Annotated in this window: 21 protein-coding genes; 11 read left to right on the forward strand and 10 right to left on the reverse strand. The window is 34.5% G+C overall.

Features of this window, described 5'->3' with window-relative positions:
• Positions 1 to 195: 195 nt before the first annotated feature.
• On the reverse strand, positions 196 to 627 hold the full coding sequence (locus WD055_06185; GenBank protein MEX0849793.1) for a hypothetical protein: 432 nt from the start codon (positions 625 to 627) through the stop codon (positions 196 to 198).
• Positions 628 to 715: 88 nt separating this feature from the next.
• Here WD055_06185 and murD point away from each other — a divergent pair, with 88 nt between their 5' ends.
• From murD to WD055_06205, 4 genes are all read left to right on the forward strand, one after another.
• A complete protein-coding gene (murD, locus tag WD055_06190) occupies positions 716 to 1,966 on the forward strand; it encodes a UDP-N-acetylmuramoyl-L-alanine--D-glutamate ligase (protein ID MEX0849794.1) in 1,251 nt (416 codons plus the stop codon).
• Positions 1,967 to 2,033: 67 nt separating this feature from the next.
• Positions 2,034 to 3,140 (forward strand): putative lipid II flippase FtsW, encoded by a 1,107-nt coding sequence (gene ftsW / locus WD055_06195; GenBank protein MEX0849795.1) that lies wholly within the window; start codon positions 2,034 to 2,036, stop codon positions 3,138 to 3,140.
• Between the two features lie 71 nt (positions 3,141 to 3,211).
• Entirely contained in the window at positions 3,212 to 3,982 is a 771-nt protein-coding gene (thyX, locus tag WD055_06200) for an FAD-dependent thymidylate synthase (protein ID MEX0849796.1), read from the forward strand.
• A 20-nt stretch (positions 3,983 to 4,002) separates the two neighbouring features.
• Positions 4,003 to 4,491: a hypothetical protein gene (locus WD055_06205; protein MEX0849797.1), complete on the forward strand. Its 489-nt coding sequence runs from the start codon at positions 4,003 to 4,005 to the stop codon at positions 4,489 to 4,491.
• Between the two features lie 55 nt (positions 4,492 to 4,546).
• Here the strand turns inward: WD055_06205 and WD055_06210 are convergent, their stop codons facing one another.
• Positions 4,547 to 6,007: a leucyl aminopeptidase gene (locus WD055_06210; GenBank protein ID MEX0849798.1), complete on the reverse strand. Its 1,461-nt coding sequence runs from the start codon at positions 6,005 to 6,007 to the stop codon at positions 4,547 to 4,549.
• Between the two features lie 196 nt (positions 6,008 to 6,203).
• Here WD055_06210 and WD055_06215 point away from each other — a divergent pair, with 196 nt between their 5' ends.
• Positions 6,204 to 7,280, forward strand: coding sequence for an Lpg1974 family pore-forming outer membrane protein (locus tag WD055_06215; GenBank protein ID MEX0849799.1), 1,077 nt, complete (start codon positions 6,204 to 6,206; stop codon positions 7,278 to 7,280).
• A 315-nt stretch (positions 7,281 to 7,595) separates the two neighbouring features.
• On the opposite strand, the gene WD055_06220 is transcribed toward WD055_06215, so the two are convergent.
• Both WD055_06220 and WD055_06225 read right to left on the reverse strand, forming a co-directional pair.
• Positions 7,596 to 8,282 carry a hypothetical protein gene (locus WD055_06220; protein MEX0849800.1) on the reverse strand — a complete coding sequence of 229 codons (687 nt, stop codon included), beginning with the start codon at positions 8,280 to 8,282 and terminating at the stop codon, positions 7,596 to 7,598.
• Entirely contained in the window at positions 8,279 to 9,328 is a 1,050-nt protein-coding gene (locus WD055_06225) for an alpha/beta fold hydrolase (protein MEX0849801.1), read from the reverse strand. Before WD055_06225 ends, WD055_06220 begins: the two co-directional genes overlap by 4 nt.
• Before the next feature lie 219 nt (positions 9,329 to 9,547).
• Here WD055_06225 and WD055_06230 point away from each other — a divergent pair, with 219 nt between their 5' ends.
• Both WD055_06230 and WD055_06235 read left to right on the forward strand, forming a co-directional pair.
• A complete protein-coding gene (locus WD055_06230) occupies positions 9,548 to 9,955 on the forward strand; it encodes a hypothetical protein (protein MEX0849802.1) in 408 nt (135 codons plus the stop codon).
• 61 nt (positions 9,956 to 10,016) lie between these two features.
• Positions 10,017 to 10,388 (forward strand): hypothetical protein, encoded by a 372-nt coding sequence (locus WD055_06235; GenBank protein MEX0849803.1) that lies wholly within the window; start codon positions 10,017 to 10,019, stop codon positions 10,386 to 10,388.
• A 747-nt stretch (positions 10,389 to 11,135) separates the two neighbouring features.
• On the opposite strand, the gene WD055_06240 is transcribed toward WD055_06235, so the two are convergent.
• Positions 11,136 to 12,581, reverse strand: coding sequence for an FAD-dependent oxidoreductase (locus tag WD055_06240; protein ID MEX0849804.1), 1,446 nt, complete (start codon positions 12,579 to 12,581; stop codon positions 11,136 to 11,138).
• A 126-nt stretch (positions 12,582 to 12,707) separates the two neighbouring features.
• On the opposite strand from WD055_06240, the gene WD055_06245 reads away from it, so the two are divergent.
• The gene (locus WD055_06245; protein MEX0849805.1) at positions 12,708 to 15,473 is read left to right on the forward strand and encodes an AAA family ATPase; all 2,766 of its coding nucleotides are present in this window, start codon (positions 12,708 to 12,710) and stop codon (positions 15,471 to 15,473) included.
• A 91-nt stretch (positions 15,474 to 15,564) separates the two neighbouring features.
• On the opposite strand, the gene WD055_06250 is transcribed toward WD055_06245, so the two are convergent.
• The gene (locus WD055_06250) at positions 15,565 to 15,996 is read right to left on the reverse strand and encodes an RpiB/LacA/LacB family sugar-phosphate isomerase (GenBank protein MEX0849806.1); all 432 of its coding nucleotides are present in this window, start codon (positions 15,994 to 15,996) and stop codon (positions 15,565 to 15,567) included.
• A 192-nt stretch (positions 15,997 to 16,188) separates the two neighbouring features.
• Between WD055_06250 and WD055_06255 the strand changes: the two genes are divergently transcribed.
• Together WD055_06255 and pgk are read left to right on the forward strand one after the other, a co-directional pair.
• Positions 16,189 to 17,349: an FtsX-like permease family protein gene (locus WD055_06255; protein MEX0849807.1), complete on the forward strand. Its 1,161-nt coding sequence runs from the start codon at positions 16,189 to 16,191 to the stop codon at positions 17,347 to 17,349.
• 118 nt (positions 17,350 to 17,467) lie between these two features.
• Positions 17,468 to 18,643: a phosphoglycerate kinase gene (pgk, locus tag WD055_06260; GenBank protein MEX0849808.1), complete on the forward strand. Its 1,176-nt coding sequence runs from the start codon at positions 17,468 to 17,470 to the stop codon at positions 18,641 to 18,643.
• Here the strand turns inward: pgk and WD055_06265 are convergent.
• On the reverse strand, positions 18,617 to 19,132 hold the full coding sequence (locus WD055_06265; GenBank protein MEX0849809.1) for a hypothetical protein: 516 nt from the start codon (positions 19,130 to 19,132) through the stop codon (positions 18,617 to 18,619). The genes pgk and WD055_06265 overlap by 27 nt on opposite strands.
• Before the next feature lie 259 nt (positions 19,133 to 19,391).
• Between WD055_06265 and WD055_06270 the strand changes: the two genes are divergently transcribed.
• A complete protein-coding gene (locus WD055_06270; protein MEX0849810.1) occupies positions 19,392 to 20,444 on the forward strand; it encodes a hypothetical protein in 1,053 nt (350 codons plus the stop codon).
• 727 nt (positions 20,445 to 21,171) lie between these two features.
• Here WD055_06270 and WD055_06275 read toward each other — a convergent pair.
• From WD055_06275 to WD055_06285, 3 genes are all read right to left on the reverse strand, one after another.
• Positions 21,172 to 21,459 (reverse strand): GIY-YIG nuclease family protein, encoded by a 288-nt coding sequence (locus WD055_06275; GenBank protein ID MEX0849811.1) that lies wholly within the window; start codon positions 21,457 to 21,459, stop codon positions 21,172 to 21,174.
• Positions 21,460 to 21,799: 340 nt separating this feature from the next.
• Positions 21,800 to 23,185, reverse strand: a complete 1,386-nt coding sequence (dnaA, locus tag WD055_06280) for a chromosomal replication initiator protein DnaA (GenBank protein MEX0849812.1) — start codon at positions 23,183 to 23,185, stop codon at positions 21,800 to 21,802.
• Between the two features lie 124 nt (positions 23,186 to 23,309).
• The gene (locus WD055_06285) at positions 23,310 to 24,080 is read right to left on the reverse strand and encodes a hypothetical protein (GenBank protein MEX0849813.1); all 771 of its coding nucleotides are present in this window, start codon (positions 24,078 to 24,080) and stop codon (positions 23,310 to 23,312) included.
• Positions 24,081 to 24,172 lie beyond the last annotated feature (92 nt).

The following is a 24,172-nucleotide window of genomic DNA, read 5'->3' on the forward strand; positions in this document are numbered from 1 at the left end:
ATCGATTTATTTTTTTGTGCTTGGATTTTTACGAATTGTTTGAACATACTTGATGACAAAATAAAGAAGGGGATAAACTTTAAAAACACCCTTTAGGTTAAAATTTAAATGCGTTTACCCTGTAGAATAAGAATCGAATTGTTCTTCGAGTAAGTTCATCTCATTATTACTATCATTCTTTTTTAAATAGTATCTCTATTTTAAAACATCTTCTATAACTCTCATTTCTTCTTTCCACATTTCCTCTTGAACTTCTATCATACGGAATCTAGTTTTTGCAACTATTAATTCAAATGTGACTCTTGCGCTCTCTTTCACTTTAGGAGAAACATCTCCTTTTTGAACAATTTTATTACACCAATATAAAGGTACAATAGGAGGCGTTGCAACATTTGATGATATTTTTATTAATTCAAATATGGCCTTTGTTTCACCTTCTTTAGCTTTTAAAAAAAGATCGGGAGATAGCTTTTTCCCATATTTCTCAATTATTGGCCAATCTGATTCTTCATAGTATTGACTAAAAGATTCAGAAGTCGGAAAATCTTCCATTTCTTTTTTATCAGCACCATACATATTTGTATTTATTAATAATAAACTTATCATACATATAAATATCTTTTTCATAACAGTCCTTGTAGGGTATATTATTTAATAAATTAGACACAACTTTATACTATAGAATTAAAACTTTCAACCTTAAGATACGAAAGTTATGCAATTACAAAACAAAAATATAGGCATTTGGGGTTTTGGCTCAGTTGGCAAATCAGCTTTATCCTTCTTATCAGACTTAGGCAATACTTGCCAAATAATGGATAATCGTACATTGAATGATAATGAAACTGAACTTATAAACAGCTATAATGCTTCATTTTTATCCCAAAACAGCATTGAAGCCTTTTTTAACAATAATGATTATATTTTAGCAAGCCCCGGAATTGATATCACTCAATATAAAACTAAAGCAACATTTATCTGCGAACTTGATATCTTTTGCCAATTTTGGCACAAACCGATTATCGCCATCACCGGAACAGTGGGAAAAACTACCATAACGACTATTTTAGGTGATCTGCTAAACAAAAAAATGGATGCACTCGTGGGCGGCAATATTGGTACACCAATGTTAGACTTAATACACAAACAAAAAAAAGCTGATTTGATAGTTTTAGAACTCTCAAGCTGGCAGCTTGAACATGTACAACAGTTTAAACCTGACATTGCACTCATCACCAACATATATCCAAATCATCTGGATCGTCATATTACCATACAACATTATATACAAGCAAAACTCAATATATGCATCAACCAAACTGAACAGCAAGTTACTATTTTGCCATCAGTATTAAAATCGACAATTAAACAATACGGTACACAATCAAAAAAAATATGGATTTCAGATAAAACAGATAATAAAATAGATACAATCAAACTCCCCACCTGCACCTTTGCTCAAAACTGGTTTTTTATTATTGAAGTTTTAAAGCAGTTAAATCTACCTATATCATTAATTGATAATTATAAAATACAAATTGAGCATCGATTAGAATATATTAACACATGGAATGAAATTTCATTTTATAATGATTCAAAATCAACAACACCCGCATCAACTTTAGCAGCATTGCAACAGTTTGATCCTACAAAAACAATTCTTTTTTTAGGCGGCTTGAGCAAAGGAATAGACAGATCATTTTTTATTAAACAATTACCGCGTAAGTTATGTTATGTCATCTGCTTTGGACAAGAATCCGAACATTTAAAACAGTTGTGTAATTTAAACAACATTCCTTCAACAGCTTATGATAATTTAAATTTCGCATTCAAACATAGTATATCAATTGCAAAACCGGGAAACATCATATTGTTTTCTCCGGCAGGTTCAAGTTTTGATCTCTATGAAAATTACCAAAAAAGAGGTAACCACTTTAAACAGTTAGTTACTTATCCATATGAATAATCAACTTAAAAAAATCTATTGACTCAATCAATATAGGTTTCCTACCATTAAAGCAAAAAATATAATTATGTATATTCACAAAAAAACACCTGTTTTCACTTGCATTTCACTGTATATTGCCATTATATTTCTGCTCATTGTTGTTGGCACTATTTTCATTTATTCAGCAAGTTCAGTATATGCATTAGAAAAGTTGGGCTCGGGACATTATTTTGTAAAAAAACATATGTTTGGCATTATGCTTGGCATTGCAAGTTTACTTATAACCATACATATACCACTAAAATTCATAAGAAAAATAATCCCCACTATTTTCATTACAACCTTATGCATGACAGCAATGACACTCATACCGCTTTTCTCTCGCACTATACATGGCTCAAGCCGCTGGCTCAATCTTGGTATCGTTGTTTTTCAACCAAGCGAACTGCTCAAATATGCATTTATTGTATACCTTGCACATTTTTTTGCTAAAAAAAATAAACGTACCACAGAACTTTCAGTCTATATGCCATTTTTATCTATTTTAGCTATCACCGGCTTTATTCTTTTATTACAACCTGACTTTGGCATGACAGTTACGTTATGCTTAACCGGTATTATGCTTGCGTTTATTGCCGGAGTACAAACAAAACATTTAATCAGAACATTACTCGCATTGATGCCGATTGCATTATTATTAGTTTACCTTAAACCATACCGCATCAAACGTGTATTAACTTTCTTAAACCCATGGGCCGATCCACAAGGGTCCGGATTTCAGATCATTCAATCATTCATTGCAATCGGATCGGGTAATATTTGCGGTGTTGGTATCGGACAATCAAAACAGAAATTTTTTTATCTACCCATGCAACATACCGATTTTATTTTTTCTATCATTGCAGAAGAGACCGGATTTATTGGAGCAACAATAGTAATTTTACTATTCACTTTTTTTCTTTACACCGGTTTGCGTCTTGCATTTTTACAAGATGATCTTTTCGGACGCTATGTTATATGCGGATTTGTTATATTGCTTTCATTACAAGCGCTCATTAATATCGCAGTTGCCACAGGATTAGTGCCAACAAAGGGTATTGGATTACCCTTTATTAGTTACGGCAACAGTTCACTCGTTACCACATTGGCAATGATCGGTCTTATTATAAATATAACAAAAAAACAAAACTAAATTTGATCATCTACGCGAGCTCCTTTAAACTAAGCTTTAATACAACATCTTTAAAAGTAAGGAACTTATCTATGCTACAACAGCAAAAAAATGCAAAACATATTCCTATGGATCAACAAGAAAAAAATACAATAGATCCACTTGGTGATGGCATCAGTAGTGTTACTTTAATTCGCGCATCAGGATCTGATATTGATGTAGCAAATGCTGCACGTGTCTCCTATGGAAAAGTTACTCATGAAATAACTGATCGTGATATAAAATTGATTACATTTTTAATGAATCACAATCACACAAGCCCCTTTGAACACAATCAACTTTCATTCCGTATCAAATGCCCATTGTATATTGCACGTCAATGGATGCGCCATCGTATGAACTCGTATAATGAAATAAGTTATCGCTATGTAAAAGCAAAAGATGAATTTTATATGCCACCAAAATGGCGTGCACCGGATGAAGTTAACAAACAAGGTTCAGTGGGTGGATTTAAAGATGAACAACTTGAACAAAAATATAAAGATGCAATTGAACAATCAATGAAAACATATGAAGCTTTGCTAGAAGCCGGTGTTTGTCGTGAACAAGCGCGTGGTTTATTGCCATTATGCACTTACACTGAATTTATTTTCACGTGTAACTTACATTCATTGTGCCACTTTTTGAAATTACGTCTTGGCCAAGGAGCACAACATGAAATTCAAAGCTATGCTCAAGCATTACTGAAATTAGCATTACCATCTTTTCCTGTTTCACTTGGTGCATGGAAAAATAAATATATGCCTGAATTAGATTTAAAACTTGAAAACCTTGAAACTGTACTCGGTGATGATGCACAATAATAAATAAAAGGTATTGGGTCATGATAAAAATCTATATCTGTCTTCTTATGCAGTTATTATGTATTTCACCTGCATATTCTATGAGCATAAACACCTTATACAAAATAACAGCGTCTTGCCGACAAAATAGTTTTCGTGCGCAACGAGCATTTGCCACGACGACAAAAAAAGAAAAAACATTCACTTCATCATCGCCAGAACGGCTATCAATTCAGTCAATTGCGCAGAAAATATTTTATTGTGACCAAACTAATAAACATTGGTGGCGCATCGCAAGTAACATATCAATACAAAATGCTTTTGATGCTGAAATGAAAAAGCAATCGATACGTAAAGGTCTTTCTGAAGAAAGCACTCTTTATATAAAGACTCAGCGAGTAAATGCCGACCTAAGAGAAACTAAACTTCATATAAAAGAGATAGAACATTATCTTAAAATCAAACGTTTAATAAAAAAGTATGAAGAACATAATATGAACCCACTTAACTCCAAATACAATAAATTTTAGACAAAGTCTTATGTAGTAGAAAGGGGAGCTTAAAAATTCCCCTTTCTACTGTTTTTTACCAATTACGAGCTAAATCAATCAATAGTCTTACTGCCGATCCGGTTGCCCCGGTTCTATAATAAGGAATATCAGGCACATCAAATGCAGTACCAGCAATATCCAAATGAACCCATGGTGTTTTTTCTACAAAATGTCTCAAGAAAAATGCTGCCATAACCGCGCCGGCTTTATATTTTGGATTACCAATATTACAAATATCAGCAACTTTAGATTCCACAGCTTTTGCATAATCATCATCAAAAGGAAGCGGCCATACACGATCACCGGTTCTATCAGCAGCTTTTTGTACTTTTTTGGTCAAATCCGCATCTTGAGATAACAAGCCGGTAAAAAATGGTCCCAAAGCATAAGCACATGAACCGGTCAATGTTGCAACATCAACAAGAGCATCTAAATCATAATGTTTTTCTGCATACGCCAATGCATCACCAAGAATTAAACGGCCTTCAGCATCAGTATTGAGAACCTCTGCAGTTTTTCCATTATAAAACTTTAGTACATCACCGGGCTTTGTTGCTTTACCACTTGGAAGATTTTCAGACAATGGCAATACTGCAACAATATTTACCGAAGGGTTTAGTTGCGCTAAAGCATCCATTGCCGCAAGAACCGCAGCTGCACCTGACATATCCTCTTTCATTGTTTCCATATATTGTGGTGGTTTCAGACTCAGACCGCCGGAATCAAAAGTAATCCCTTTACCCACAAACCCTAATGTCGGCGCATTTTTTTTCTTAGCTTTATATTCCAAAATAACTAAATGCGCATCACGATCTGATCCTTGACCAACACCGGCCAAACCGCCCATACCTTTTTTGATGATATCTTTTTCTGTAAATTCAGTGAATTTCAAACCATGTTTTTTTGCAATTTTTTTTGCTTCGCCCGCAAGTTCAATCGGTGTTAAACGTTCAGGCGGCAGATCAATCCAGCGACGCGCTTCATTAACCGAATGTGCAATAATAGATCCTGCGTCCACTCCTTTTTTAAATACAGCCTTATTTTTTTGATCTACAACTAAAACAACATCAAAATTTTTTTGTTTTTTTTCAGTAAAAAATTCATCAAAATAATAGGCTGCCATAGGTATAATTAATGCTGTCTCTTGACCTAACTCTTCTGACGAAACCCCAAATGATGATGCTGATGGTACATGCATTGCAATAGTCTTGATTTCATGTTGTTCTGCCAAACGAACCATTACGCCTAATGCACGTCGATAATGCTCAACCCTTTTATCCTCCTTTTTGCCCACACCTAATAAAATTAAATTACATGGTTCATTATCTTTGCATATTTCTACAAGCAGACTGCTTTGAGCTTTACCGGTAAATTTTCTTCTTTTAATTAACGCTTCCAAACTTGGAAAGTAATCTTGTGCAATAGATTGTAACTCTTTAGAAAAAGAAAATCCCTCATGGCAAAACAGTACATATGCATCTGCCTTTTGATCCATAAGGAGTTTAGTTGAAATTGTATAATTAATCATTGTTTTTCTCGTAAATACATGTGAATAATATGTTGATTTTTAACGTATCATATAAGCAAAAAAACACAATCTTTAATCATTTTCACCTTAATAAATTGCTTTTTATTGTTAACTTAATTTAATGTAAGAAAAATTAATATAACCTATAACGGAGAAAGTGATTATGAGACAACCATATATTATACCTATCTTACTTTTGATAGGAATAACACCTTTTATTGCAAAAGCAGAATCGACTGCAGCATACAACAATGCATGTTGCGATCAATCTCTCTATTCTTATTGCCCACAATTTGAATTTCAGTTTAGAACTTTAATTTTTCAACCAACTGCAAGTAACCTACATTATGCCGCACAAGCCATACCAGTTCCTCTTCCTTCACCAAACTGGTCAATCTATGATATCAACCCTGACTATCATTTTGGTTTTGATTTGCAAGCAAGTACTTTTATTCAAAAGAAAAATACACGGTTAAGAGTAAACTGGTTACGTTTTAATCATTCAGATTCTGCATGCCACAATGTACCTTCTGATCAAGATATGGTCGGGCCATTTTTTGAAATCGGACCGGATGCTGCTCTTTATAAAAATGCAAAAGGATCGGTTAATTTCCATTTTAATAATGTGAATGTCAATTACGGTCAATTCATACATATTTGCGATAATCTCTATGCAAATTTGTTTGCCGGTGTAAGCTTTGTCCGCCTTCAACAAGCATTATTTTCTGAGTTTGCAAATAATGAAAGCACTGTCGTGCGCACTATATGTGTACCAACCCAATTCACCGGTGCCGGACCTCAACTTGGTATCGATCTTTATTACAACATTTGTAATAATCTTTATTTCACGAGTAAAACAGCAGCATCTTTGTTAACCGGAAAATTAAAAAATCATACCATATATCAAGCACTTTCGCCGGCTCTTGAAGGGTTAGATATTACACCACCAAATACACAATCAACCTGCACAGAAAATAAAACTCAACTTGTACCCGGATTTGACTTGCAACTTGGGTTATCCTACTTTTTGACAATATGCGAAGCATATACGCTTCAATTTGAAGCCGGCTATCAAGCGCTCCTTTATATAAATCCAATTCAATCAATAGATATGGGCAGTGAAGTTGTTACACCACCGGTTATACCCGATACAGTTGGTGTTTTTGCGCGCACATTTAGAGGTACATTAAGCAATTTTGGCCTAGCCGGCCCTTATGTATCAATAGGTCTTGCATTTTAAAATCTAAAACAAAACACAATAAGGGATGACTCTTCATGAAAAGAATCATCCCTTATTTGTATGTATCTCGTTAAATCTCAACTAATAACTCACCTTACGCAATAAATACAATACATTAAACATCTTATATTTACTTAAAACCTATATGGTGCATTTTACTATGAATTGAATATTCTCTTTGTCGTCCTGCCCGACATAGCTTTAGCGACGTCTGGGAGGACGACAAAGAGAATACGCAACTATTGCAAAGATACTTTTTTGAAATCACACAATCTTTTTATGAAAAAAGTAAAAAATAATTTTGCGTAAGGTGAACTAATAATTTGCACCAAAAAAGCTTAATCCACCACCATTAGAAACAACTCCGGCATTGCCACCATAATGACCTTGAGACATACCATAATATGGCCAACCCCAATAACCATTCCATGGATTAGCAACTTTTGAAAAATAAGGTGAATAATACACATGTGCACGATCACGAATAATATCTTGATATTGTTTAAAGTTACGCTCTTCTTGCACATATTTTGCAATATCAACATTCAAATAAGCATCTATCGTCTTTTTAAGTTGGTTGCGATCGGTGTTACCCGATACAGTAATTAATCCATGTTGATCTTCCAATGGTATCCCATCACTAAAAAGCACAATTGAAGGGAATGTATCAATAGTAATATTATTATCTTTAACAAACAGTTTTCCTATTGGGGTTTGAGTATTTATATGCATAAATGCAACCGCTTTGCGTGGATAATATCCCGATTTAGATAAACGATTAAATGCCAATTGTAAGCTACTCTCTTTTTTTCTCACTCCTCGACGACCATGACAGACCGTTTGATTATCAAGTAAAATAACTGCAGCTTTGTGGCGCCGAATGCCATCATATAACTTTCGCTCTGCCAATGAACTTCTATAATTAACCGATTTACCTATAACCGGTGTTCGCATCACATAACAGACTAAAATCAATAAACCGATACCTATAGATTTTTTCATACGATTTGCCCTCCACAATCAAGATCAACCACATCCTCAATTACTTTACGTTGCTTCTTACTGCGTAAAGTATTTTGTAATACGGCATGCATAAATGTATTAAGTCGTTTGCTATAGCATTCAGGATTGTAAAAAAATGAATCACAATGATTGCGCCCATTAGTTAACCATAGCTTTTTATATCCTTGTGCTCCATTGAAAACCGCTTTTATTGCAGGAATACTTACTTTTTCATCTTTTTTACAACAAATAATAAAACAAGGAATGGTAATTTTTTTTATCGATTCTTGTGGCTTAACTTGACAGATCTGCGTATCAATCTGTTTTGGATCCATATTTGCAGCAGCTTTCAACATAGGTTTTAAAATTGCTTGAACATAAGGATGAAATGCATATTTATGTAGCAATCTTCTTCCGGGCACATAGAATTGATAGCCACACACTGAAAAAGTAAGCGTATTTATGCTTCGCTTAAGTACATTTTCAATTGAATCAAAAGGACAATCTAATATCATCCCCTTAAACAGATATGGATGTTTTGATTGCGCTTCTATTGCCGATGCAGCTCCCATAGAAAAACCGTAAACAAATAACGGTAAATGACCAACTTCCGGATGATGCTTCATAAATTGTGCACTCGCCAACACATCTAATGACTCATCTCGCCCAAAAGTACACACCTGTCCTTCAGTTTGCTCACCATGCGCACGAAAATCAAATGCCAAAAAATTATATTCCGGACCGAATAATGATCGCAAAAAGCCAACATCGAACTTATTACACATAAATCCATGACAAATCAAAATATTAGCTTTCGCTTTTTTACGACGAATCAATATACCTTTTCTTTTTATTGTATCAACTGAACCATGTTTTTTTTGTGCATGAATAGTAACTTTTTCAAGAATGGCATCATCAATCATTTGCTCAATGGTTTGATCTATAGTGCCATAACTATCAACTGATGTCGGCATTACCGAGAATTCTTGAGCTGATACATATGGTATCAACATCAAAAATAGTACATATGTAATGATGCATCTCATGAGACAACCCCTATAAACTTTTAATATCACTTACATCTTCATAATACAAGTTCAATAATTCAAATAGCAATGTTTTTTATGGAGTGCATAAAATATCACCTAAACAAAAAGCTTATTAAAAACAAAAATAGACCTACTTATACACGAGAATTCAAAATTTTAAGTATTATTGCAAATTGAATTATAAGCATGTCATAATAAAAATAAAAGGAGGAAAAAATGAAAATATCAATATTAGTATGTTTTCTTATCAGCATTCCGTTACACGCTCAGATAGAAATTGATAATCGTTCACCAAATCCCGTATTTATCGACAAAATAACTCTGTTAAATTTCAATGGCATCAAGCAAGTCGCTCAAATTAAAGAGATTAATAAACCTTTAGGTGCAGGACAAAAAATGACCGAAAAACAAATTATAGGCTCTATTCAAGCACCAATTGTACAAATTGTGATTGTATACAATAATATTACTTATTTGTTTCAAATACCGGCAACTACACAAACGGGTCGTATAGTTATTACACAAGATAATCGCGTTGAGTCAGAAGGTGCAATCACACTTAACGAAAAACGTGGCTCAAGTCCACTAAAAGAACACATGAACTGGGGTGTTCGGCGTTTGTAATGCACAGATCTTATTTTTTATCGATATTGCATGCTAAGATAAAATAAAAAAGGTTATATCTATGCATAAAATATGGTATTTAATTGGATGTTTTACATTACAACTACATGGCACACAAGTATTTATAAAAAATTGGGGAACTTCTCCAGTCATTATTACTCAAGTGAGTAAAGTCCCAGTTAATAAACCCAATGAAAAAAAAGTTGTTAATACACAGATTTCTATTCAACCGGGACAAAGCCTACAACTTAAACATGAAGTTAACAATGAAATATATACAAATTTTGATAAAATTAACATTTCATTTATCGTAAATGATTATAAAAATACAGAAACTGTTTTTTTTCCCGATGAAGCAAATAAAAAAGCCACGTTATCTTTTACCGATTCCGGTTACAAAAGGTTTCCGTATAATGCGATTAATAAAAAGTAACTTTTATTAATCGCATTTTTAAATTCAAATTTAGTGATTTGTTTCATGATCGTTAGTTTTTTTTTACAATCTTCATACTGCCATGTGCGACGAAGCTTTAGCCAAGAGGTAAGCCTGTCGAATTTCATACTGAGCCTGTCGAAGTATCGCGATCATTACTTTCTTTTTTTCTTATATTTCTTTTGGCTTGCCAGCCGGGCTAAGATATTTTGCTTGTCCAAAATATCTTAACTAAAAGACCCCAACATGCTGTTGGATCGCTTTTTCCGTTTGAACTTCTGGCCATTATGCCTTCGGGCTTTCGCCCTTACGGCAAATGCCGAAGGCAAACTACAGGAATTCAATTTTAATATTTAATAGACCTCTTTGTAGCAACTATAAATTGCATTTTCAGCATTAAAAAAAACTCATTAGTTTCTACAAGGGGTCTAATGTATATCCTTTAGCGGATAAGAAAGCCTAAGATTGAGCTTTTGCGAAAGCGTGGGCTGACAGTTCGAATGAATAAAATGAATGAGAACGTTTTTATCTGCGACAAAGGTTTCGAAAGGCAAAGCCTTCGGGCCCGGATTCTTAAGGGGTTGGCAAAAACCCCTTAAGGACAAAAGTTGTTTTCAAAAATAGAAAACTAAATGGATACGTTAAAAGCTAGAAAGTAAAAGAGGATCCAAAAGGAGTTTACTCCTTTTGTGTCCAAGCGTGTGACAAGACACGCACCATCCCTTTATAAGTGATTTTGCAAAAATCCTATACAAGTAGGCTTTTTGCAAAATCATACAGTTCTTTTTTTGTCATAGTTTTCGCATAACGTGCAATATTTTGCCCATCTTTAAATGCAAGTAATGTCGGTACTTTTTCAACATGATACAACTTCATGATCTCTTCTGCTTGATCTGCATCAACTTTGATAAATGCAACGTCATCCTGCATATCCTCAGCAACTGCAGCAAAGGCCGGCAACATTTGCATACATGTCGGACACCATTCAGCATAAAAATCAACAATTACCGGTTTTTCACCCTCAATAATGGCATCAAACTCATCAATATTATTTAATTCTAAAACTTCATATCCAGTTTCAGCTATCGGCTTGTATAATTTTTTTTCTTGTTTAAGTTTTTTTTGCACTATATCATTGAAACCGATTTGTCCCAAAAAGAAGGTTGCGTCCAAACCTGCTGAAATGCCATGTCCGGCAGAAACACCTGCTTGGCGATAACGATCATCCGCAACATCACCTGCAGCAAAAACACCTTTTACTGAAGTTTCTTGTGTCCGATCAGCTAAATGAATATGGCCATGATCAGTTAATGTAATAGCATCTTTCAGGAATGTTGTATTTGGAATATGTCCAATGGCCAAAAATACACCATTAATTGGTAAATGCTCAGTTGTATCCTCTTTATTATTAAATAAAGTAACTCCGGTAACTTGAACATCATCACCTAAAATCTCTTTTACTTGTACATTATAGCGTATTGAGATCTGTGGATATTCTTTAAGACGATTTTGCATTGCCGCTGAAGCTCGCATGTGATCTTTTCTAACCAAAATGGTAATATTTTTTGCATATGGAGCTAATTGCATCGCCTCTTCAGCAGCAGAATCACCCCCTCCAATGACAATAACGTCTTCATCTTTATAAAATGGTGCATCACATACAGCACAAGTGGTCACACCCCTGCCCCAAAACTCCTGTTCTCCCGGCACATCCAGGTAACGAGGTGTCGCACCGGTAGCTAAAACAACAGACAATGCATTTATTTCATGTCCATCAGCAGTAAAAAGTTTAAATGGCCATTGAGTAAAATCAACTTTTTCAACAGTATCTAATGCAAACTGCGCACCCCATTTTGCCGATTGCTCTTTGAGGTCTTGTATAACTTTTGGCCCTTGAATCTCGACACTTCCCGGCCAATTTTCAACCAAAGTTGTTTGTGTTAACAAACCACCGGGCGTCGTTCCTTCCAAAATAACTGTGTCAAACCCTGCTCGACCACCATAAAGTGCAGCACACAATCCTGCAGGGCCCGAACCTAAAACGACGATCGGCGCTACATTTTCAAGATTATCTAACTTCTTAATATCAAAAAACTTCAAATCTAATTTCGTATCTGTATTACTATTCATACAAGATGAAAGCAGCATCAACAAAGCGCCGGCAAAACTAAATCCTATCACATTTTTTTTCATATCATTCCTATCATTATAAAGCTATACACCATTAGACAAACCAATCACAATCATTTATCATATAACATATTACTGGTTAAATTTTTTTCATAATTTAAAAACACATTTAAACGAGGCTAAAATCGTATGAAATTCTCTCATAGAATAACGGTATGTTTATTTTCATTCATGCTCCTATGTTCATCCTCAACAATGCGCACCTTTGATGAAGAATCATTATCGCAAATGCTGCAAGAACTGCAAGCAAATACCCCTGAAAAATTATCTGATGAACTTCAAAAAAAAGTATATGACTTCATCAATAGAATCATCTGCGCACATACCGATTTAGCTAGTCTTGTTCAAGAAGATGCCATCAAAACACAAGATAAAGATACCAAAACGGCATTATTGCAAGAAATCATCGAAACTCAAAAAGTCATTTCACAACTTTCAAAAGATTTCATCAATAGCCCTACAAAACCTCAATTGCATAAGCTATTACCTATTTTAGAGACCATCATCCAACATTTGAACAATGCGTTAAAAACTGACATTACTAAGTTCAAAGCTATAAAACTTGAAGAAGAACTCAAACATTTTAGAGTTGATCCGGAACTCATCAAACGCTCAAAGCCGGTAGTAAAAGATGAAATACAGGAAGAAATCAATGAACAAGACTTAATTGACCGATTCCAAGAACTTGAAACAACATTCAAAGATATTCAAAAAAAATCAGAAAATGCCGGACTTTATTGGTATAACCACTTGTATCGTAACACTTTCGATCGCTTTGTTGTCGCTCCATGTGATAAGTATAATCTCCATTGGAAAGCGTTATATACTTCTGCAGCTTTAGCCGGTGGGTCATATCTGTGGTACAAACTAAACACAAGCACAAATGGATTACCTGGAAAATTAAAAGGTAACGATGAAGATCCTGTGTATAGTTACACACCAGACAGCTATGCATTAAAAGATATAGCCGGACGCATACACGATACCATTAACTATCATGTTCGAAATGTCTTAGGCTGGAAGCCGTTACCTGAATACGTCTCTCGTGAGATACAACAAAAAATTGGTAATGAAAAAGGAATCGAACATTTTCAAGATGCATTCGCTATCAGTACTCAAGAACAGGTTCAAGAAGCAATAGCAAAAGGAATCCAAAAAATAAACAGCGTTCCAAAGCAAAGACCTGTAAACTTTTTTGGAACATTAGAAAATGAAACTTATAGTGCAATTAGTGGACATTGGTATCTTGGAGCAACTCTTTTATGGCAACCATTCAGAGATGCACTTATTGAAAAAGTTACGAATCTAAAAGATTCTGCCAACAATAAATTGCTCAAATTTCACAACTGGTTGAAAGGTGGCGCATATTACCAACGCTATAAATATAAGAAAAATTCTTTCCGCATTGAACCACGATTTACTTTTGATGATCTTATTGGCCTCGATCACGCAAAACAGGTTCTTGGTGATATTGTCAAATATATTCATGATCCTGAAAGTTATGATCGTGCCGGATTGACTCCTGCTATGGGATACCTCATGTTTGGACCAACACGAACCGGTAAATCCATGATTGCTGAAGCTTTAGCCGGTGAAATACAGAAAATTAAAGGCACATCAGATGATTTCCCATTCTTTGTAATCGAAGCTCGTTACATTGCAGCGGAAGGAAACTTCCAAATGATTATGAACATCATCAAAAATTATTCTCCATGTATTATCTTTATTGATGAGATCGATATGCTTCCTTTGCATAGGGATAAAAACAATGGAAAAAATACTGTATTGCAAGAGTTCTTATCAACTATTAGCGGTTGCATGAATGGCAATAATCCTGACAAACAGGTTATTATTATTGCTGCAACAAACAGACCCGATAAACTTGATCCATCGCTACGTTCACGTTTGTCAGTACATATTCCGTTTGAATATCCTTCATTTATTCATCGCGCAGAACATTTGATTCGTGAAATCGAAGGTAAAGGTCTACCCGTTGAGCAGTTTGATATTCGTGCATTAGCAGAACAAACTGAAGGATGCTCATTCCAACAGTTACATCAAGTTATAAACAACGCACAGTTTATTACTCGTGAGCAAGGGCGTCCGATTACACAAGCTGATATCGAAAAAAGCTTGAATACTGAAGCTCGCAACATTATTTATCATGATTATGTTGATCTATCAGATGAAGACCAAAATACTTTAGCCATACACATGGCTGGTCACGCACTTGCCTATACGTTGATTGAAAGTAAAGCGGCACAATTGTCTCAAGTCACCATTCGTCCGGTTAAAACAAAAATTGAAGATGATTCAATCTGGGCAGAATGCTTTAAAGATAAAGAGATGCCGAATATTCAATATGGACAAATCTTCACTCATTACTCCGGCGACTCATTGAAATTCACCAGCAAAAATGAATTGAAACGCTTATGTATGATTGAACTTGCAGGACGTGTTGCAGAAGATATAGTTCTTGGCACCAGCCAAACTACAAAAGATACTTGTAGTTGTCATGATGCAACAAAAGCATTCTATTGGGCACGCAAATACCATTTGAATGGTCTTGATGAAAAGCTACTAGAGCATTCAAAATCAATGCAAGATAAATTGATTGATCAAGCATATGCATTCATGCAAGAATGTGAAGATGAAATGCGTATATTACTGGAAGAACGCAAAGATCTTATTCAATTGGTTGCAGACAGCTTAAAAGGTTTGCAAGTGTTGTCGGCTGAAAACATGCAAGAACTTGTTCAATTGCATAAAATGATGGACGGTAAACCGATTGATGAATTCTTCAAAGAATTATTAGAGCAACAATCAAAAGAATCTGAAGATGTCGATAAAAAAGATATCTCTGAGGATGAAAATAGCTCAGCTGCTGATCAATAAGAGATAGTTTAAAAGTATAATAAAAAAACACCGGCATAAAAACCGGTGTTTTTTTATTATACAAAATTAATTACACTGCGCTTACCTAATGTCATTCATCTATCATTTTCAATCGCATTTCATATTGCCCTCCAAAAAATGATGCCTGCAACCATGCATTAACAATCGGAATCACCTCATCGTTTGCAATAAAATCGGATGGCAATACCAGCACATTAACATTGTCATGCTCCCGTGCCAAACGAGCAATAGTGCGATTCCATACTACACCTGCAAATATAGATGGATATCTATTGGCAGCAATTGCCATTCCGATACCACTCCCACATAATAAAATACCGGCCTGAACTTCACCTTTTTGCATAAGATGAACCACTTTCTGTGCAAATGGAGGATAATCGGTACGTTCATCAGATTCAGTGCCTACATCTATTAACTGATGATCTGCACTTTCAGCAAAATATGCCAAAATAATATTTTTTTGTTCAAACCCTCTATGATCTGAACCGATAGCAATTTTCATACCTATCCTTTTTTTGGCATCTTGACCAATCGTTTCTCAATTTGATTAAATAACAATATACTTATTAATATAACTATATTCATAAACTAATTTAACTGTTTTTATCGGTATTATAAAAAAATGAACATTTTTGCTCTAAAACTGGCTCTAAAATATTTACGCGGAACTCAAAATAAAAAAAGCATATCCACTATGGTTGGCATATCTTTTATTGGCATTTTAATCGGTTCTTTTTCACTTATGCTTACTTTAGCAATCATGAACGGTTTTGAAGTCGCAACCTACGAACGGTTACAAAGTATACATGCTCAATTAATTGTACGTGCATTTGGTAATCGCATAAATATGGAATCACTTGAAACGGTACTTAAAAGTGAATTTCCAGAAATACAAGCATTTTCACCAAATGTCACTCAACAAGTTATTATACAAAATCCTGATACTGACGATCCAAGCACCGTAGTTGCACTCAAAGGTTTCGACCCTTATAAACAACGATTAGTAAACAACTTAGAACAAAAAATCTCTCCTATACATGAAGAACCAACAACACTACCGGACATAATGCACGGAAACCATTTACTTATTGGTGAAAAATTAGCAACATCACTTGGTATTGATGTTGGCGATACTATCACGCTTCTTTTTGCACCGGATGAACCAAAAAGAAAAAAAATTCAGCTCTCACAACAAAAAGCTATTGTCGGAGGTTTTTTTAAAACCGGCATTGAAGAATTTGATGCCCACCTCATGTTTGGCACACTCGATTTTGTCCATGAACTTTTTCCTGATGCCGGCGTTACACATGTTCAACTCAAACTGCAACCACACGTGAATGAAGAACAATTAACACACAAACTGCGCAAACGATTACAAATTGAACTGTACTCATGGAAAGATATGTATCCGGCATTAGTTTCGGCATTAAAACTAGAGAAGTATGTAATGTTTATTATTTTGGCACTTATTACACTCATTGCAAGCATGAATATCATTTCTTTAATATTTATGCAAATCAATCAAAAGCGAGCTGACATTGCAATTTTAACGGCAATGGGTATGCCCGCATCACAAATTCGATCTATATTTATTTTTATGGGATGCTTTATAGCCGGATCTGCTTCTATAATTGGCATATTTTTTTCATTACTTGTTTGTTGGTTTTTGCAAACCTATCCCCTCATTACTCTGCCTGATGCATACTTTGTAACACATGTCCCTGCTATTTGGCATTGGTATATGCCTTTCATGATTTTTGCATTGGTTATGTTTTTAAGCTTACTTGCCATCTGGATTCCTTTGCGTAGAACTGAACATATCTCAATTACCAATATCTTACGATATGATGCTTAAAAAATAGTATTGCTTTACAAGCTTCAATTCAGGTAAAATAATATCTAATAACGCCAGTCAAATAGAGTTCGTACATACTTTCAAACATATGCAATCTTTAAGTAAAAATGGAGTAACAATGAAAAGCAAACTTGCAGATTTTGATATACAAGGCAAAACCGTACTGTTACGTATTGATGCAAATGTACCAATTGACCATGGCATCATTTTAAACGATCAACGCCTAGTGGCAAGTCTGCCCACTATACATCAACTTCTGGATAAAGGCGCACACATAATTCTAATGACCCATATGGGTCGCCCACAAAATGAAGATCCTAACTTTTCCACGCAACAATTAATTTCATGGTTTCAAGATAACGGTCTGGATATTGCTTTTGCAAAAAATATTGATGACGCACAAAATAAAAAAGAAAACCACCGATTAATATTACTTGAAAACTTACGTTTTTTCCCCGGTGAAAAAGGAAGAGACCCTCAATTTGCGCAACAATTGGCACAACTTGGTGAATTTTACATTAATGATGCGTTCGGTACTTTTGCACGCAAAGACACATCAGTAACACTTCTACCGGATCAATTTGAAGAACATCATAAAACTATCGGTTTATTAGTAGAGCATGAACTTGCTATGCTTGATCAGATTATAAAAAAAAATAAAAAACCGTTTTATCTCATTATCGGTGGTGGAAAAGTTGCAGATAAAATTCCTCTTATTGCAAAATTGTTACCCCACATATCTTCACTCTTTTTAGGGCCTGCAATCGTATTTACTTTTCTGAAAGCAATGGGTAAAAAAGTTGGTAATTCATTGGTCGACAGTAACGCTATTAATCTATGCAAAGACATTATCATGCAAGCAGAACAACTAGGTGTAACTATTGAATATCCTCTTGACTACATTATTGCTGAAGGATCGTTTGATGGACCATTTGAAATCACTGAAAACAATGTAATTCCTGATGGTGATGTTGGTGTCAGCATTGGACCAAAAACCGCGAAGCAATGGTCAAATCAACTAATGAAAGCAGAAACTATTGTGCTGAACGGACTTATGGGTACGGTAAAACGAATTGAAAGTTTGGCATACACTAAAGATATCTTTCATGCAATGACACAATCGCATGCAACAACGCTGATTGCCGGTGGTGATTCGGTGGCAGCTCTATATTATTTTAATCTTGCAAAAAACATTGATTATCTCTCCACCGGCGGAAGTGCTACATTACAGTATTTAAGTGGTCAAAATTTACCTGCACTTGATGCATTAAAAAATCGGACAAAAACTGAGTAAACTTAAACCACTTATCAAATCATCAAGATCCGGTTCTTGATCACAAGTTTGATAGATGAAATATCCATGATTATCATGCTTCATATCCCATGTACAATACTTGAATGAATCCATTTCTAATTCTTTTGCTATTCCTTGCATGATTAATTCATCAGGATTTTCACAATTTTTACAACTATATTGTACACATTCACGCACTTTTTTATTAAATGGTGCTGATTGCATGTGAGCACTAAATTGTGAAGGTTCATCCCAAATTGGTATCTGCAGTTGACATGCTTCTTCTTGCTTGAATCCGGCTACACCTTTTAAACAGTTAAATGCCGGATTATCTACAAAATATGCAGCTTTTGATAAGTTAAAACAGTCTTTACAACATAATTCGTGCAAAACGAACTCTGAAATATTTTCATCACCATACATTTTCATCATATTGCGTGGTAAACGACTCAAGATACGCAACACATGTGCGTTTTGTGAATGCTCCATCGGTTCTTCCTTTTTTAAAAATTCACTCACCTTTAACTTACTCTCTTTTTTTGCTTCTTTATTTAAACATATCGAACTTCTAACTGAACTGCAACACCCCTAAAATAACGCCCCTAGTCATTCATTTTTCCAACAGAAAGATCTACTCGCCACTGATTATTATCTTTAAACTAAAGGATGTTATTGACTCAAAATAGCTATTATTATACATTTTATAGTAACGTAAGGTTCCCAAGTCGACATTAAACCATGAGATATTGTGAGATTATATAATTTACTCATATGCATTGCTTACATTTTTTGTTGTAGCAAGCAGCTCCATTCTCGTAGCGTATTGCGCCCTACAAACCCAAATATGCCTCAGCTCATTGCTAAATGGGCAGATGCTGATTATCCAATCTATTCCATTACCGATTCACATGTAGAAGAACATCCGTTGTTCACAACATTCAATGAAGCACATTTCAATCGCAACCGTTTACCTCGTGCTAATATTCCTTATCGCTACAATTCAAAAAAATCTGTTAGCGGCACGCGCATTGGTAAACTCATTGAACATTTAATTATCGAAATTAAAAATGGCAAAAAAAAATATACCGATTTTGTTTTAATACAAGATAAAGATTTTAATCTCAAAAAAGCTGCCGGATTGGCTGTATTTAAATTTAAAAACTATCCATTTATATTAAAGCTGTTTATTGAAACTCCTGAAAGTTTTGTTAATCCTTGGATGAAAGGAACCGAACCTATTTGGTTTTTCTATATGGGTGGCGGCGTTAACCGACACATCACCGGACTAACTCGTATAAGAAACAGAGATATCATTATTGATCGCTTACATCAAATACCCAAGTGGCGCGACTTTGTAGATACACCACGCAAATGGTTCTGGACACCAAAAAATCTAAAGTGGGTTGAGCTCATTGGTAAAAACATAGGCGAAAAAAAATCTGTAACCACAAAAATCCCAAGCACTTATGCAATTATAGCCGATTGCATTGAAGCAACTGAAGAGATAACTATTTTTGATCGTCACAAAAGAAAAATAGCGTTGGAAATTTGCAACACACTTGATCTATACATTGATCCACATATTGATAATTATATGGTCGAAAAAGGCACAAACAAGCTAGTCATTATCGACACTGAACATTTCCCTACACTTGTAGGATTTAAAGAAAAAAGAAGTTTTAAAACGTATGTTCGTTGGTATTTAGGACTTGCAGGAAAAGCTACACATGCTATATATTTTCGTAACAAAAAAGAACGTCTGCTTGCACAGACTACCCCATCACAATTGAGTATTTTCTAATGCACCGAAGCTTTAGCAAAGGAGTAAGTTTCAACGCAAGTGGATAAATAATCCACATAAAAAATAAAACTATTATCCTATAGTCAACAACCTCTGATAATTCCAAAAAAAACCTAATATACTTAAAATTAACAAAATTATATTTATTAATACTGTGAACAGTTTTTTAATTTTTTTTGTATAGTAATGATTATTATAGATGAAATGAATTTGTCCATTTTGTCATCCCTGAAGGGGATCCAGCGGTGACCGGCTTAATGTTAATAAAGTCTTGGTAAATGATGTACATTGTCTAAAGAATATTATAAAGTAAAATTTAAAAACATTAGAAACCAATTCAATTTTTAAATAAACAAACTTTTTGGTCAAGTATTCCTCTAGATAACACCGATTACCGCTGGATCCCCTTCAGGGATGACAAAATAGGCAAAAAAATGCTTTGTTTTTCGTCCTTGGATATTACATCCTATGTGAAAAGCAACGTTAGATATTAAAAATGTTCACAGCATTGTAAAGTAAAAATAAGTTGAATTAAAGAAGCAAGTGATAAGTTCCTATAGGGTTAGTTAAGCAAAGTTGAAAACGCAAGTTATGGCTGCGCATAGTATATCAAAATTGTATTTTTTGTGTAATATCATTTAATGAAAAATATGCCCATTTTGTCATCCCTGAAGGGGATCCAGGCCAAAATAATGTGCAAAGCAAAAGCGATATAATCAGAATAAATTTAAAATAATTTATAGTATAAATCTTGCCATGCAGGATTTGATTGTTCAATTAAATGTATTTTTGCTATTCGAGTGGAATGTTTTAGTTGTTTTTCTCTTTCTATAGCATCATATACATATTGATATTCTTCTGCATATACCAATTTATTAACATTATATTTACTTGTAAAACAAGATCCGTCACCCCTTTTATGTTCATCAATACGCCGTTTAATGTTATTGGTAACACCAATATAAAGAGTTCCATTCCGTTCGGAACATAGAATATAAACAAAATATGTATGCATCTTTTTAAATGTGGTAATAGATTTTTAAAGAAATATATGTATATAGAATAACATAATTATCTCTTTTACAGAACTATCTTATTCTGATACAGTCATTAAAAAAGTGTGAATCATTTTGGCCTGGATCCCCTTCAGGGATGACAAAATGGATGAATTGATTTATTTTTTTTACTTGGATTATTATCACATCTTATTTGAAAACTGTTTGACCAAACATTGATTTAATTACATCCTGATTATGGAAATATACATTCTTTCGGCAGCGTTAGGCATTAAAAATGTTCACAATATTGCAAAATTACATTTTATAACAAAGATAGAAAAATATAAAGAATCTCACTTATTGTACAAGTTCACGTTCAATAGTCCGTATCTGTTGCGCAAATATTTCATCTTGTTTAATTGCTTGCTCAATTTTATTAAAAGCATGCATTACCGTCGAATGATCTCTTCCACCCAAAAAAGTTCCTATATCACGTAGCGATCTATCGGTATATTTTTTCATCAAAAACATAGTGATTTGTCGTATATGTGCAATATCTTTATTTCTATTTTTAGATTGTAAATGCTGTAAATTATAAGGGAAATGCCTTTTTATGATCGTTACAATAGCATGAAAATCAATAGCTTGTTGCTGCACCGTCTGAGTACGCTGCAATACCTTTTGCGCCAATACTAAATTGATTGGCTGTTTTGTTAATGCTGAAAATGCAATCACACGAATCAACGCACCTTCCAATTCACGAATATTAGAATCAACTGTTTCGGCAATAAAATGAGCAACATCATCAGTTATCATTTCATTACTTGCATGTGCTTTACGTTTTAAAATTGCAATTTTAGTTTCAAGTTTAGGCGCATGAATATCCACCACCAAACCCCATGCCATGCGTGAGCGTAATCGTTCAGGAATTCCCTGCATACTTTGTGGAACCACATCACTGGAAAAAATAATCTGTTTATGTGATTCATATAAGGTATTGAAAATATGAAAAAAAGCCTCTTGAGTCTGATCTTTGTTGGAAATAAACTGCACATCATCAATTAACAATACGTCAATGTTTTGATATTTTGCCTTAAATCGATGAATCTTATCAAAGCGAATTGCATTAATAAATTCATTCACAAATCTATCTGCTGTTTGATAAAGCACTGCTGCCTTTGGATTTGTTTTTTTTATCCCATTTCCAATAGCATGCATCAAATGCGTTTTTCCTAATCCTGATTGACCATATATAAATAATGGGTTATATACGGAGCCCGGCTTTTCTGCCACCGCTTGTGCCGCCGCATAAGCAAGTGAATTACTTGATCCGACCACAAAATTTTCAAAAACATATTGCTTGTTCAAATAACCATTATTTCTGTTAGGTGCCAGTCCAGGCAATGTATTGCCCGTTTCCTGTTCAACACGAGTTAAAGGTCTCGTCGGAACTAATGCTACCCTTCCCTCTTTTTGCCCTGCTTCTTCTTTTGCACCACTTACTAAAATCTGCACCTTCAATTCATCAATATGCAATAAACGAGCTAAATGAGTCTGAATCAGTTTAGTATAATTGCTCGCCAGCCAATTGCGCACAAAAACATTGGGTGCTTGTAAATAAGCTGTCTTTGCTTGTGCATCCCAATTTTGGAGCTGCACCGCACGAAACCATGTTTCCACAACACGGCTGCCCGCCTCTTGCCGAACAATATCTAAAAATTCTTCCCAAACACCTGTTATCACAATAGTTTTCTCAAAATAGATTTGATGGATTGAACTGAAATTTACCAGTTTTATAATGATAACAGAAGCTTTTACTTAAGAAAAGAAGAAGAAATAATAACCGTATAAAAACAGTCTATTAAAACTATTTCTTTGTTGACCAACGTGATAAATCAGGTAGATATGCAGCCAAACCATATATACTTGAAAGATCAATTGAACTCAATGTATGCATCCAAGAAGCTGATTGCTTATTTTTTAAATATTCTTGCCAAATTTTCAAATCAACTAATAATACAACACCACTTGGTATAGATTGCAACTTGTTTCGCTGATTATTCAGTATTTGATGTTCTGCAACTTGAGGCCAGGTCATTTGTTTGTGCGGAGATATAAAATCAAAACAACGAAAACCGGCATCGATAATTTTCAGAGATTGCGATGGATCAAATGCACCAGATACTTTTGAACATTTCCATGAACGAATACTCGCATCTGTATCATATGCAAAATTATAATCTGCACGCCACACCCCTTTTTCATGCAATAACACAATTAATGCTGACAATTGTGCTTTACAATTTTTATAGGTATCCAAAACGGCATCTTCAACTTGCCTATGCAAGGTGGCTTGTACCATTTGTGCATCAACAATTTCTGCCGGCACTGCGTGCGCATAACGATTAATTTTATCATTTAAAATATTCAGATTTGTTTTTTCTTGATATCTGTTTTGTGTCGTCAAAATAGTAATGACTGTTTTAAAACGATCAGTAACTTCAGAATAAGCGTAATGCAATCCCTGATCACATCCTAAGCCGACGGTAAGCGGCAGATCTTTTTTTTCAACCGCTGCAGAATACAACATATGAGATGACACAGATAAAAAGAACAAAAAAAATGCTGACGCAAACATAATGGTGTTCCTTTGATTATAAGGACATATATTAATTTTGCATCAGCATACTAATAAAGCTTTTAGCTTGCAAACTGATTATAAATAATGAA

The organism is Candidatus Dependentiae bacterium (assembly GCA_040878395.1).
GTDB lineage: Bacteria > Babelota > Babeliae > Babelales > Vermiphilaceae > JAKBEL01.

Excerpts from the sequence above, each read along its gene's own strand:
- pgk (MEX0849808.1), top strand. The coding sequence starts at position 17,468 with ATGAAAAGCAAACTTGCAGATTTTGATATACAAGGCAAAACCGTACTG.
- WD055_06185 (MEX0849793.1), bottom strand. The coding sequence starts at position 627 with ATGAAAAAGATATTTATATGTATGATAAGTTTATTATTAATAAATACA.
- thyX (MEX0849796.1), top strand. The coding sequence starts at position 3,212 with ATGCTACAACAGCAAAAAAATGCAAAACATATTCCTATGGATCAACAA.
- WD055_06230 (MEX0849802.1), top strand. The coding sequence starts at position 9,548 with ATGAAAATATCAATATTAGTATGTTTTCTTATCAGCATTCCGTTACAC.
- WD055_06235 (MEX0849803.1), top strand. The coding sequence starts at position 10,017 with ATGCATAAAATATGGTATTTAATTGGATGTTTTACATTACAACTACAT.
- WD055_06220 (MEX0849800.1), bottom strand. The coding sequence starts at position 8,282 with ATGAAAAAATCTATAGGTATCGGTTTATTGATTTTAGTCTGTTATGTG.
- WD055_06265 (MEX0849809.1), bottom strand. The coding sequence starts at position 19,132 with ATGGAGCATTCACAAAACGCACATGTGTTGCGTATCTTGAGTCGTTTA.
- WD055_06245 (MEX0849805.1), top strand. The coding sequence starts at position 12,708 with ATGAAATTCTCTCATAGAATAACGGTATGTTTATTTTCATTCATGCTC.
- WD055_06250 (MEX0849806.1), bottom strand. The coding sequence starts at position 15,996 with ATGAAAATTGCTATCGGTTCAGATCATAGAGGGTTTGAACAAAAAAAT.
- WD055_06285 (MEX0849813.1), bottom strand. The coding sequence starts at position 24,080 with ATGTTTGCGTCAGCATTTTTTTTGTTCTTTTTATCTGTGTCATCTCAT.
- WD055_06275 (MEX0849811.1), bottom strand. The coding sequence starts at position 21,459 with ATGCATACATATTTTGTTTATATTCTATGTTCCGAACGGAATGGAACT.
- ftsW (MEX0849795.1), top strand. The coding sequence starts at position 2,034 with ATGTATATTCACAAAAAAACACCTGTTTTCACTTGCATTTCACTGTAT.
- WD055_06205 (MEX0849797.1), top strand. The coding sequence starts at position 4,003 with ATGATAAAAATCTATATCTGTCTTCTTATGCAGTTATTATGTATTTCA.
- murD (MEX0849794.1), top strand. The coding sequence starts at position 716 with ATGCAATTACAAAACAAAAATATAGGCATTTGGGGTTTTGGCTCAGTT.
- WD055_06240 (MEX0849804.1), bottom strand. The coding sequence starts at position 12,581 with ATGAAAAAAAATGTGATAGGATTTAGTTTTGCCGGCGCTTTGTTGATG.
- WD055_06255 (MEX0849807.1), top strand. The coding sequence starts at position 16,189 with ATGGTTGGCATATCTTTTATTGGCATTTTAATCGGTTCTTTTTCACTT.
- WD055_06215 (MEX0849799.1), top strand. The coding sequence starts at position 6,204 with ATGAGACAACCATATATTATACCTATCTTACTTTTGATAGGAATAACA.
- WD055_06225 (MEX0849801.1), bottom strand. The coding sequence starts at position 9,328 with ATGAGATGCATCATTACATATGTACTATTTTTGATGTTGATACCATAT.
- WD055_06210 (MEX0849798.1), bottom strand. The coding sequence starts at position 6,007 with ATGGATCAAAAGGCAGATGCATATGTACTGTTTTGCCATGAGGGATTT.